At 38.7% G+C, this 12,578-nt stretch carries 12 protein-coding genes and 1 tRNA gene; 7 read left to right on the forward strand and 6 right to left on the reverse strand.

Going from position 1 to position 12,578, the window contains the following annotated elements:
* Window positions 1–131: 131 nt before the first annotated feature.
* The 3 genes from N6B01_RS05845 to hemB all read right to left on the reverse strand — a co-directional run bounded on the left by N6B01_RS05845 (window position 132) and on the right by hemB (window position 3,678).
* Window positions 132–1,049: an oxygen-dependent tRNA uridine(34) hydroxylase TrhO gene (locus tag N6B01_RS05845; RefSeq protein ID WP_182419351.1), complete on the reverse strand. Its 918-nt coding sequence runs from the start codon at window positions 1,047–1,049 to the stop codon at window positions 132–134.
* A 217-nt stretch (window positions 1,050–1,266) separates the two neighbouring features.
* Entirely contained in the window at window positions 1,267–2,409 is a 1,143-nt protein-coding gene (locus N6B01_RS05850) for a COX15/CtaA family protein (RefSeq protein ID WP_262080343.1), read from the reverse strand.
* A 255-nt stretch (window positions 2,410–2,664) separates the two neighbouring features.
* Window positions 2,665–3,678 carry a porphobilinogen synthase gene (gene hemB, locus N6B01_RS05855; RefSeq protein ID WP_262080344.1) on the reverse strand — a complete coding sequence of 338 codons (1,014 nt, stop codon included), beginning with the start codon at window positions 3,676–3,678 and terminating at the stop codon, window positions 2,665–2,667.
* 218 nt (window positions 3,679–3,896) lie between these two features.
* On the opposite strand from hemB, the gene N6B01_RS05860 reads away from it, so the two are divergent.
* From N6B01_RS05860 to N6B01_RS05890, 7 genes are all read left to right on the forward strand, one after another.
* Complete coding sequence (locus tag N6B01_RS05860) at window positions 3,897–4,946, forward strand: enoyl-CoA hydratase/isomerase family protein (protein WP_262080345.1); 1,050 nt, start codon at window positions 3,897–3,899, stop codon at window positions 4,944–4,946.
* A complete protein-coding gene (locus N6B01_RS05865; RefSeq protein WP_182419355.1) occupies window positions 4,943–5,374 on the forward strand; it encodes a DUF6163 family protein in 432 nt (143 codons plus the stop codon). Before N6B01_RS05860 ends, N6B01_RS05865 begins: the two co-directional genes overlap by 4 nt.
* A gap of 259 nt (window positions 5,375–5,633) precedes the next feature.
* Window positions 5,634–6,251 (forward strand): 30S ribosomal protein S4, encoded by a 618-nt coding sequence (gene rpsD, locus N6B01_RS05870; RefSeq protein ID WP_182419356.1) that lies wholly within the window; start codon window positions 5,634–5,636, stop codon window positions 6,249–6,251.
* Between the two features lie 264 nt (window positions 6,252–6,515).
* Window positions 6,516–7,340, forward strand: coding sequence for a tRNA 2-thiocytidine(32) synthetase TtcA (ttcA, locus tag N6B01_RS05875; RefSeq protein WP_262080590.1), 825 nt, complete (start codon window positions 6,516–6,518; stop codon window positions 7,338–7,340).
* Between the two features lie 50 nt (window positions 7,341–7,390).
* Entirely contained in the window at window positions 7,391–8,824 is a 1,434-nt protein-coding gene (locus N6B01_RS05880; RefSeq protein ID WP_410007256.1) for an amino acid permease, read from the forward strand.
* 29 nt (window positions 8,825–8,853) lie between these two features.
* A complete protein-coding gene (locus N6B01_RS05885) occupies window positions 8,854–9,696 on the forward strand; it encodes an LpxI family protein (RefSeq protein ID WP_262080347.1) in 843 nt (280 codons plus the stop codon).
* 279 nt (window positions 9,697–9,975) lie between these two features.
* Window positions 9,976–10,248 (forward strand): hypothetical protein, encoded by a 273-nt coding sequence (locus N6B01_RS05890; RefSeq protein WP_262080348.1) that lies wholly within the window; start codon window positions 9,976–9,978, stop codon window positions 10,246–10,248.
* A gap of 490 nt (window positions 10,249–10,738) precedes the next feature.
* Here the strand turns inward: N6B01_RS05890 and N6B01_RS05895 are convergent.
* From N6B01_RS05895 to queC, 3 genes are all read right to left on the reverse strand, one after another.
* Window positions 10,739–10,823: transfer RNA gene (locus tag N6B01_RS05895), tRNA-Leu, on the reverse strand.
* A gap of 269 nt (window positions 10,824–11,092) precedes the next feature.
* Window positions 11,093–11,560, reverse strand: coding sequence for a preQ(1) synthase (gene queF / locus N6B01_RS05900; RefSeq protein ID WP_262080350.1), 468 nt, complete (start codon window positions 11,558–11,560; stop codon window positions 11,093–11,095).
* A gap of 77 nt (window positions 11,561–11,637) precedes the next feature.
* Window positions 11,638–12,327, reverse strand: coding sequence for a 7-cyano-7-deazaguanine synthase QueC (queC, locus tag N6B01_RS05905; protein ID WP_262080352.1), 690 nt, complete (start codon window positions 12,325–12,327; stop codon window positions 11,638–11,640).
* Window positions 12,328–12,578 lie beyond the last annotated feature (251 nt).

A 12,578-nucleotide genomic window follows, 5' to 3' on the forward strand; every position in this document is an offset into this window, starting at 1 on the left:
TGTGGGATATATGCTATAGTTTAAACTTTATTTTTTAATATTTATTCAGTCTATTATTATATTTAAACAATGAAAAAGGCGAATATTATTACTAATATTCGCCTTTTATAATAAATCATATTTATTAATTTTTATGGGCGTACATGCGGAAAGCCGCCACGTTTCTTGGCAAGTTTAATTTGCTTGTCCCGTTCACGAAAACGGGCTCTGTCTTCTTCACTACGTTCGCCATAGCAAGATTCACATGAAATGCCAGCTTCATAATGGGGCTTAGTGAGATCTTCTGGTGATAGTGGACGGCGGCAAGCGCGACAAAGCACGAGATCACCTTCTTGCAGACCATGTCCAACAGAGACACGCTCATCAAATACAAAACATTCACCATCCCAAAGGCTTTGCTCTTGAGGAATTTCTTCTAAATATTTCAAGATACCACCTTTAAGGTGATATACTTCATCAAAGCCTAAACCACGGACATAGGCAGTTGATTTTTCGCATCGAATACCACCTGTGCAGAACATTGCGATTTTTTTCTTTTTACGCAACTCTTCATCATGATCAGCAATCCATTGCGGAAATTCACGGAATGTCTTAATATTAGGATCAATAGCACCTTTGAAAGTACCAACTTCCAATTCATAATCATTGCGCGTATCGATAAGAATGGTGTCCTCATCTTCGATTAAGGCATTCCAGTCTTGCGGAGCAATATAGGTACCCACTTTTTTAAGTGGATCAACTCCTTCAACACCCATAGTGACAATTTCCTTTTTAAGGCGCACTTTCATGCGTAAAAAAGGCATTTTTGATGCGTTAGAATATTTAAGCTCAGGCTCAGCAAGCTCAGGTTGTGCTGTAATAAAATCTACAACATTTTTAATGCCTTCTTCAGGACCTGCAATAGTACCATTAATGCCTTCATGAGCGAGCAACAATGTACCTTTAACGCCATTTTCCTTACAAAGTGCTTTAAGGGGTGCCTGTAGCTCTTCATAGCGATCAAAGCGAGCAAAACAATAGAGGGCGGCAACAAGATAATTCTGGGTCATAGCAATAGTATTTACCGTTCGATTAAAATTTGGTTTGAAGAATATTTAAGCAAATCATATGCAATTTAGACATAAATCTTGCCTAATTATCCTATCTAACTGTTTTGCATATTTTGTTAAAAATCTAAATTTTTTGATTTTTGAAATATGCTTCACATGTGATTCTTGTGATATTTAAAAAGCTATTTATCACAATTTTATTAAAAATTCGACTTATTCATTTACTTGCCATTGCTTGCTTTTTAAAAAGGCTAGCAAATGATTTAATAATATTTGTCGGGCCGGATAATGGGCTTGGCTTCATCATGCCTTTGGTTCCTATCCAATGAGCAACCGCAAAACACATAACTAGCAAGGCAAATCCTTGATGGATAAGGCCCCATTCAATTGGTACATGTGTTAAAAGAGTGATGATGCCAAAAACTGCTTGCGCAATAATAAGAAGAAGTAAAATCATTGCCCTGCGCGCATGTGCGCTACCTGGAAGCAATTTTTCGACCTTAAAGGCATGGAAAATAGCTGCAACCAATAAAATATAGGCGAACATGCGATGAACAAATTGCACGGTCAATGCATTTTCAAAAAGATTCTTCCATAATGGATTTTGTGATAATAAACCATCTGGAATAAGGCGCCCATCCATAAGCGGCCAAGTATTATAAGCAAGACCTGCATGAAGGCCTGCGACAAGTGCCCCAAGATAGATTTGGAAAAGGACTAAAAACACCATCCATCCAGCAAATATTTGGGTCGAGCGCGATGCCGGTTTTTCTTTATATACTGCAAGACTTCGCGCTAAGGCAAAAACTGCAATAATAATAATGCAGGCAAAAACAAGGTGGATTGCCAAGCGATATTGGCTAACACTGGTTAATTGGCTTTTACCAAGACCTGAGGCAACCATCCACCAGCCAATTGCTCCTTGCATTCCCCCTAAGAATAGTAGCCCTAATAGGCGCCATTGAATTTTCTTCTCCAGCCTTTTTGTTAACCAAAAAGCCAAAAGAGGGATTGCGACAGCAAAACCAATAAAGCGCGCTAAAGCTCTATGGCCCCATTCCCACCAGAAAATTCCTTTAAATTCCTCTAGTGTCATGCCTTTATTAACATGCTGATATTGAGCAATTTGCTGATATTTTACAAATTCTTCATGCCATTCTGTTTGGCTTAGCGGCGGAATCATTCCATGAATTGGCTTCCATTCGGTTATGGAAAGGCCAGATCCGGTCATACGGGTTGCACCGCCAACCAAAACTAGAGCCAAAAGAAGAATGAGAACAATATAAAGCCACCAGCGCACAAATTTACGGTTTTTTGTTTGTTCTGGGCTCAGCTCCAACGCAGGTACACCAGCGTCCATTATAGTAGCTCCTTATGCGATGAGCCATATGAAGTAAATGATTTTCGTGTGGCGGCACCGTTTGAAACATGGTTCATACGTTGTGCGTAAACAACATATGAATTGGAAAAAATATCACTTTAGTAAGTCGTTGCTAAAGGTTTAGATTACCATTTTAATCATGTTCTTTTTGACGCAGGATCACAAAAATTACAAGTATCGACTAATGTGACATGCCGTCACAGCTTAGAATTCTTCAAAGAGAGTTAAATTTACTCAACTTATTTTATTGTGAAGAATTTTTTGCGCTATATCTTTAGCAAAATAGGTGAGGATACCATCACAACCAGCTCTTTTTAAAGATAAAAGCGTCTCAGCAATAATTCGCTCGCCGTCAACCCAGCCATTATTAATTGCTGCCATCATCATCGCATATTCACCTGAGACTTGGTAGGCGAATAAGGGTACGGAAAAATTTTCCTTTAACCGATAAATAATATCAAGATAGGGAAGACCAGGTTTGACCATAAGCATATCTGCCCCTTCATCAAGGTCTTGCGCTGCCTCTCTAACCGCTTCATCACTATTGGCATGGTCTATATAATAAGTTTTCTTATCGCCCTTTAATAGGCCTGCTGTACCAATGGCATCGCGATAGGGACCATAAAAAGCCGAAGCAAATTTGCAAGCATAAGAGATAATTGCAACATCTTGAAAACCCTCTGCATCTAGTGCATCACGTATAGCACCAATGCGCCCATCCATCATATCCGATGGAGCAATAATATCGGCGCCGGCACGCGCTTGCGATAAAGCGCCTTTAACTACCATATCAACTGTTTCATCATTTATGATAATGCCATCACGCAATATACCGTCATGACCATGGGTAGTGTATGGATCTAATGCTGCATCGGTAATGATGCCAATATTGGCATTATGGCTTTTTAATTCACTGGTGAAACGATTGGTAAGGTTTAATGGCGAAGCCACATAAGCTCCATCTTCACTTTTTATTGAAAAATCCTCTCGCGAAAACGGGGCAATGGCAGGAATTCCTAAGGCTGCCGCTTCAAGACATTCTTCAACCGCAACATCAATTGAAAAGCGGTGTACTCCTGGCATAGAAGGAATTTCTTCACGGATTCCATGTCCATCACAAAGAAAAATTGTCCAAACAAGATCATTGGTGCCCAGTACATTTTCTTGCACCAGTCTACGCGACCAATCAGCTTTACGCATGCGTCTAAGTCTACGGCCGTTGGTGATTTGATCAATTGTCCTAGTCATTTGTTTTCCATGTTAATATTGGGAGAGCGATGAATCACGTTTTTTGCTTTTAACATAAAAAACATAAATTTCATTGTATTAATTGATCACATTTATACAACGATGAGTAGGATTTGGCTAATTTATGAAATGAGCAAATTAATAAAAAGCTTTAAACTTTACTTTTAGTGATTTAATGTGAAAACTAAATTTATAGAACCAAGCGGAGAGCATAGATAATGCAAATGGATTTTGGTGGTGGTGATGATGTAAGTTTTGCCAAAGAAGGGCACGTTGGTCTTATTAGGCTTACGCGCGAAAAGGCACTTAATGCCTTAAACTTTTCCATGATCAATGCTCTGAATAATGCGCTTATCGCTTGGGAAAAGGATGATGATGTTGCTTGTGTGATTGTTGAGGGCGAGGGACGCGCCTTTTGTGCGGGTGGTGATGTGGTCGCAGCCTATAAGGCTGGTCAGTCAGGGCAGCCACTTTATAGCTATTTCGAATCAGAATATAAAATGAACTATCGAATTGGTAATTTTCCAAAGCCTTTTATTTCCTTCTTAAATGGTATTGTGATGGGCGGCGGCGTTGGCCTTTCAATTCATGGTTCTCATCGCATAATTACTGAAAAAACCGTTTTTGCCATGCCTGAAAGTGCAATCGGCTTTTTTCCAGATGTTGGAACAAGTGCGGTGTTGCCAGGTTTGCCCAATCAATTTGGTCTCTATCTTGCGCTAACTGGTGAAAAAATAAAGCAGGGTGATTGCCTGCAATTTGGTCTTGCAACCCATGCTCTTCACGAAAGTGATCTTGCGGCATTTAAGCAAGAATTGATTAATAGCGGAAATCCTAGGCCATTTTTAGAAGCTAATGCGGTAGAGCTTGATTTTGATACACCTATTGAAACGCGCAATATGATTAATGAGTGTTTTTGTGCGGAAAATATTGATGAAATATTTGAAAAATTGCAACAAAAAGCCGAGTCTGGTAACGAATTTGCAAAAAACTGCCTTGAAACTTTGCAGAAACGCTCACCCACGTCTTTGAAGGTTATTTATCGCCAGTTTTCAGCTTGTAAGCCTTTATCATTAGGCGATTGTTTGATTATTGACAATCGTATTGCCAAGCATATGTTAGATGGCCATGATTTTTATGAAGGTGTACGTGCTGTGTTGGTAGACAAAGATGGTAGCTCAAAATGGCAACCCTCAAAGCTGGCAGATGTAACGAATGAACAGGTTGAAGCTTATTTTTCACCTTTGGATAAAGAGTTATCGTTTTGATTAATCAATATATAGGTAAATTAAAAGCAAGCTGGAACGAACGTGGTTTTGCTATATTCTTAGGCGTATTAGCCATGTTTTGCCTTATGCTTGGTGCTGCTTATTGGGTAAGGTTGATTGGGGTTTATAATGAACCTTTATGGCGCTATGATCTTATGCCTTGGAATTGGCGAATTCTATGCTGTAGCCTTGCCATTTTATATCCAATTGCCGCTTGTGGTTTATGGATGGGATCAAAATGGGGGGTAATCCTATGGCTATTGGGTGGCTTTGTTGAAGCTGTTTGTTATACTTTTTATGCGTCTTATTTTGAATTACATTTGGTCGTACCTTTCATTCATACCCTCTTTGTAATTGCCTATGCAACCCTTACTTTTTTTAAAATAAAAGAAAGTCGTAAACCCCAAGAAATCGTGGTCGAATATTAAATATGTTAGTTGCAATCACGTATTGATTGTTTCATGCTTGACATAATATGAACTATGCCATAAAAGCCCAAAATCGTGGTTTTTTATAAATCATAATAATAACGTGTCCCGTGGATAAAGATGCAAAATTGCGGTTTTATCCTGTCAGTCTTTTAGACTTTTATCTTATTGTTTTATTTAAGGTAATTAAAAAGGCAGAGGAGGGCGCGTTTCCTTAAATCTAGCTGAAAAGCAATAAATATTATTAAAAGGAAATGCGATGAGTAAGCGCGAATCTGCAAAGTATAAAATTGATCGCCGTATGGGCGAAAATATTTGGGGTCGTCCTAAGTCTCCAGTTAATCGCCGTGAATATGGTCCAGGCCAACACGGTCAGCGCCGTAAAGGCAAGCTTTCCGATTATGGTGTTCAGCTTCGTGCAAAGCAGAAACTTAAAGGTTTCTATGGTGACGTTTCTGAAAAGCAATTCCATAAAACTTATGAAGAAGCTGCACGTCGTCGCGGTGATACAGGTGAAAACTTGATTGGTTTGCTTGAAAGCCGTCTAGATGCAGTTGTATATCGTGCAAAATTTGTACCAACCATTTTTGCTGCACGTCAGTTTGTAAACCATGGTCATGTTAATGTTAATGGTGTTCGTACCAACATTCAGTCTTACCGTTGTAAAGCAGGCGATGTGATCGAAGTTCGCGAAAAGTCAAAGCAATTGGCTATCGTGATCGAAGCAACACAGTTAGCAGAACGTGATGTTCCTGACTACATCGAAGCAGATCACAATAAGATGCGCGCTACTTATCTTCGTGTGCCAAATCTTGCTGATGTTCCTTACGCTGTTGTGATGGAACCAAATCTAGTAGTCGAGTTCTACTCACGCTAATAGATTTTGTCGTTTATCGAATTTTAAAGGGGGCTTATGCCCCCTTTATTATATTAAACATTTGAGATATTTTATAAAATTATGCCCTTAAAATAATCTTGATCTATTTTGATCAATAAAATGATTTAGTTGGTTCGTCGTTGGGAATTATCTAATATTACAGTTACAGACTATGCCGAGGCAATAATGAGTTCATCTGTAGAAAATTTTATCGAATCTTGTGTTGCTAAAGGTGAAACCTTGGCCGATGATGGCTGTCATCCAATGTTTCGAAATGTTAGTTCCGCAGTTGAGTTTAATAAATTGCGTAAGCGTTTGTTGCGCCATATGCGCCAAGCCATTGAAGATTTTGCCATGGTACATGGTGCATCGCTCAAAGGTGAGCGTTGGCTTATTGCTTTGTCTGGTGGCAAAGATTCCTATGGTCTGTTAGCGCTTTTATTGGACTTAAAATGGCGCGGACTTTTACCTGTTGATCTTATTGCTTGTAATTTAGATCAAGGGCAACCAAATTTTCCAAAACATATTTTACCCGATTATTTAAAGAGTATTGGTGTTGAATATCATATTGAATATCAGGATACCTATTCGGTGGTGACGGATAAGTTGGATCAGAGTCAGACCTATTGCTCACTATGTTCACGCTTGCGCCGAGGTATTCTTTATCGTCTTGCCCGTGAAAAAGGTTGTTCCTCGCTTGTGCTTGGCCATCACCGTGATGATGCTTTGGAAACTTTTTTTATGAATTTCTTTCATGGTGGGCGTTTGGCATCAATGCCGGGTAAATTGCTCAATGATGAAGGAGACCTTTTTGTACTGCGTCCGCTTATTTATGCGGCAGAAGATGATCTTGCAAAATTTTCGGATATTATGCAGTTTCCGATTATTCCTTGCAATCTTTGCGGCTCTCAAGATGGGTTGCAGCGCAATGCTATGAAGGCAATGTTATCGGATATTGAAAAGCGGATGCCAGGCCGTAAGGACACCATGATCCGCGCGCTTGGTAATGTGCGTCCATCGCATTTGCTAGATACTAAAATTTATGATTTTTTAGGGCTAATCGCTAAGCCTAATGAAGAGCAGTTATAAAATAATTTGTAAAAAGATCGCATTTGTTACAAGCGGTTTTTGAAAGGGATGTGATGGAAGGTGATAATAGGCATTTACGCCGCGGATTGAAAAACCGCCACATCCAAATGATTGCCTTAGGCGGCGCTATTGGTACGGGGCTTTTTTATGGCTCAGCTGAAGCGATCAGTCTTGCAGGGCCGGCGACTATTCTTTCTTACCTTATTGGTGGGCTCGTTATTTATCTTATCATGCGGATGCTTGGTGAAATGTCAACTGAAGAGCCGGTTGCAGGTTCGTTCAGTTTTTTTGCCTATAAATATTGGAATGGTTTTGCTGGCTTTTTTGCCGGCTGGAATTATTGGTTTCTTTATATCCTAGTCAGTATGGCGGAACTAACAGTTATCGGCATCTATCTTGATCATTGGTTTGCAATTGATCACTGGATTAGTTCTCTTGTTGTTTTGTTGGCTATTACTGCCGTAAACCTTATAAATGTAAGGTTTTATGGTGAGTTTGAGTTTTGGTTTGCCATAATTAAAGTCATTGCAGTTATCGGTATGATTGTTTTTGGGGTTATCCTAATCATAACAGGATTGGGGGGCGCCAATGTAGCCGTTTCAAATCTATGGAACCAAGGTGGTTTTTTTCCGCTTGGTGTGTCCGGTATGATTATGGCGTTTGTTGTGATTATGTTTTCTTTTGGAGGAACTGAACTCATTGGTGTTGCTGCGGGTGAAGCGGAAAGCCCCGAAAAGACCATACCAAAAGCCATTAATCAGGTCATGTGGCGTATATTGATTTTTTATATTGGTGCGATTACCGTCATTATGATCTTAAATCCGTGGAATTTGCTTAATAAAGCGAATAGCCCCTTTGTCTCTATTTTTACCAATATCGGTATTCCTGCAGCTGGACATATTTTAAATTTTGTGGTGTTAACGGCTGCAATTTCAGTTTATAATAGCGGAATATATTCTAATAGCCGAATGCTGTATTCATTGGCAGAACAAGGCAATGCGCCACGTTTTTTCAAGAATTTAAGCCATAATCGCGTTCCATTTATTGCAATTATGTTTTCATCGCTTTGCACAGCTGTTGCGGTTATTATCAATTATCTTGTCCCAAATGAAGCATTTATGCGGGTTATGGCCGTTGCTACAACAGCGGCTGCGATGACATGGGCGACAATTATTCTTGTTCACTTGAGGTTTAGACGGGCAAAAAACGTTGAAAATAGTAAAACTAAGTTTCCCTCTCCTTTATTTCCCTTGGCTAACTACATCTGCTTACTCTTTTTATTGCTGCTTGTTTCATTGATGATTTTGACAGGCTTTAGTGAAAATGGCTTAATGACCTATCTATTAAAGACTTTACACATTATAGATGTCAGCGCACCAGCATTCTTTACACTTGCAGTTCCTGATATGAGTTTGTCTGTTGTTGTAATGCCTATATGGTTTTTAATTCTCTATCTTGGTTTTAAATTAAAAAAAGCTATTTAACCCAATACCTCAGTGTGGAGGATTTAAATATGATAAAGCCTTTACTTGAAGGGCGGACTGCTATTATTGCGGGCGGTGGAAAACTACCGCTTGCCGTTGCCAATGCCTTAAAAACTAAGGGACAAAATCCTTTTATCATTCCGCTACGTGATGAAGCAGAGTCAGCAATTTATGAATTTGACCATTGTGAAATTTCTATAGTCGAATTTGCAAAGCTTATTCGCGCAATGAAAAGCGCTAATGTTCATAATGTTGTTTTGGCAGGTGGCGTACAAAGTAGGCCTCATCTTTCGGATTTGCGTTTAGATGGCCCTACATTGCGCGCGTTAACACGCGTGTTTTTTGCTTTAGCGCAAGGGGATGATGCGCTGTTGCGTGCCTTTATCAAGGTGCTAGAATCTTATGGCTTTAAAGTGGTGGGTGCTCATGAAGTCGTGCCTGATCTGCTTGCGCCTGCGCCATGTCTTTTATCTAAAGCGGAACCTTCTAAAGCGGAAGAGAAAAATTTTAAACTTGCGCTTGCGGCTGCACATATGCTTGGTGATCTTGATGTGGGGCAGGGTGCGGTTGCTGTTGGCGGCAGAGTGGTTGCATTAGAGGGGGCAGAGGGCACAGATAATATGATTAAGCGCATTGCTTTAATGCGACAAGAGCGGCGTATTCCACAGCAGGGTGGCGTTTTAGTGAAATGTGCCAAACCAAACCAAGAAAAACGAGCTGATTTACCGACGATTGGACCAGATACTATTGAGCAAGCTTGTCAATCGGGTCTTGCTGGTGTCGCAATTCAATCAGGATCTAGTTTTATTCTCGATTTAGAACAAACAATCAAAACTGCAGATCAACGACAGATTTTCCTTTCAACTTTTTAATACTATTTTTTAAGTTTTTATATTTAAATGATTTGGGAATAATACAAATTTGGTTAATTGATTTAAAATATTACTATAGGTTACATTCGTTATTGCAATGAAGATTAATTGTATAACATGTATTATTTTATCACTATTCATCGTTTTATTATTTTGCCACTAATATCGTAGTGGTTTGTAGCGAGGTAAATTTAAAAAAATGTCTATATTCTATTTGTTGTTTTATTATTTAATGCTTAGGCGTTCGCTGCAGATTGGGATGATCGTTCAAAGACAGAAATGCGTGATGCATTTATAGTATCTTTAAATATTTTTAAGAATAAGAATCTTGGTAAACCTTTGGAATCTTTAGCACCCGGTTTTTTAAAGTTTTTTGCAGATTTACATAATGTTTCTGAAACAAAACTTGCACCTGTTTTTCGCTCAATGATGAAAGTTGGCTTTGTGCAATTAAAAACAATCGAGCTTGACTTTAATCCAGAAAATATTGTGTATCCTCAAGCTCCAAATGGTGAGTTATTTGCATTATTTGCGTATAAACCCATGCAGTAATGGTAGATGATAAAATTATTGACGATGATGGTGTTTCATTTGTCTTTAAGATTAATGAGCATTGATATTTTGTTGATCTTGAATATCTTATTAATATAGATGCTATAAAAGCAATTTATCCGCCATTCAAAGATGTTGATTTTACCATTCAACAATAAGTCAAAAAGAGGTTAAATACTTTATGCCTTCAATTGAACTGCATTATTATTTAAATGTATTTTAATAATCGATTTCAAACGGTGTCTACCAAAGTTCTCATTGTTTGACGTTAAAAATGTAAAATTTATTAAATATTACTTGTATACCGCGAACCAATATCGCTGAAAATAACACGGAAAAATATATAATAGATATACGAATGTCCCCAATCCAACTTACAACCATCAATCCAGTTAAGACAAAAAAGGAGGGGGATATTAAATTTAAGAATTTATATATCGGCTTAAACTATAACAAAGCTAAAGAAAAAAATCTGTAAATATATTTTTAATGGTGCGGTCGAGAAGACTCGAACTTCCACGGGTTGCCCCACAGCGACCTCAACGCTGCGCGTCTACCAATTCCGCCACGACCGCACGTGGTAGAAGCTAAAATAAATCAGCTAGCGGCGTGTAACAAATATGAAACAAGCTTACAAGTCCCTTTTTTAAAAAAAAGTAATATTGTCTCAACTTATTTAATGATTGCGATTAAATCACTGCCCATAATTATAGCATTTTCCATATCAGTAAAAAACGATCATTGGGCAGGGGCTTATTATATTTAAAGCTTACAGCATAGTTTAACTTACCAAGCTAAGACTATGCATATAAACCTATTTCATTTAGCTGATTTTTTATAAAAATTAGCGTCCGCGATAAGGTGGCACACCTTGATCGGGAATCCAAACGCCATCAGGGGAGTTGCCGGTTTGCCAAAATACATCAATTGGGATTCCGCCTCGTGGATACCAGTAGCCGCCAATACGTAACCATCTTGGCGACAAAAGGTCAACCAAACGTCTTGCAATATGAATAGTGCAATCTTCATGAAAAGCACCGTGATTGCGGAAGGATCCCAAAAATAATTTTAACGATTTGCTTTCAACCAACCATTGATCTGGAACATAATCAATTACAATATGTGCAAAATCGGGTTGGCCGGTTATCGGGCAAAGTGAGGTGAATTCTGGAATCGTAAAGCGAACATTATAGGAAATATCAGCTTGAGGGTTTGCAACTTTTTCTAAAATTGCCACCTCTGGTGAAGTTGGTAGGCTATTGTCACCACCTAATTGAGTTAAGCCTTGATAAATATTAGTTGTAACAGTCATGAAATTCTCCAAGCAAAATGGCTTTTTCTATGAAATTTGGGGCATATAAATTGGAATAAAAGCGGCTTTAGTCCGTTTTAATGCCTCAATCCAATTTGCGTTTTCCAAAAATTATCATCAAAATATAGGGTAGGGTCTTCAACGCCCGCACAAAAAAACGCTTCGCGCCGCTCTACGCAGGTACCACAACGCCCGCAATGCAGTTCCAACCCCTTATAGCAAGACCACGTTTCAATAAAAGGCGTGTTTACCTTACTACCAAGTGAAACAATATCTGCCTTGGTCTTTTGTACAAAAGGAGCATAAAGGCCGACACTGCCCTCTAGTGAATAATTTTCCATCACAGCAAAACTATTGATAAAATCTGGCCGGCAATCAGGATAGATAAAATGATCGCCGCCATGCACAGCTAATGCCACTTGATTAGCACCTTTGGCACTTGCTAAGCCAAAAGCAATGCTTAAAAAAATAGCATTACGGTTAGGTACGACAGTTATTTTCATGCTTTCTTCAGCATAATGACCATCGGGAACGCAAATATCACCGGTAAGTGCAGTGTTGGACATAGCTTGCCCAATTGATGAAATATCGATTAAATCAAAGGGTACACCGAGCTTATCTGCACATAATTTTGCAAAAAACAGCTCTTTTTTATGTCTTTGCGCATAGTTGAACGAAAGAATACCATGAAGGTCTCCGCGTTCAGCTAAAATATAAGCTAAAGACACAGAATCAAGACCGCCAGAGCAGATGAGATAGGTTTTCATAATTTGTCCTTGTTTTTACCGGGTAGGCTGCGACCGGAATTCAATTCTTATTATCAATAACTCTTGCATAAATCAAAGCTATCAATCATATATCACATGGCCTATATATGAATTTTCTGAAACTGTGAAGCTATTTTAATAACACTAGCAAATGCTGTGGTAGTTTTTATAAAACATTAAAAATCTTCATAAGATATCCATCTTTGTCGAATATATGAGATGAATATCTATTTTCCCTATTTTTACATTTA

The organism is Bartonella sp. HY406 (assembly GCF_025449315.1).
Taxonomy (GTDB): Bacteria; Pseudomonadota; Alphaproteobacteria; order Rhizobiales; family Rhizobiaceae; genus HY038.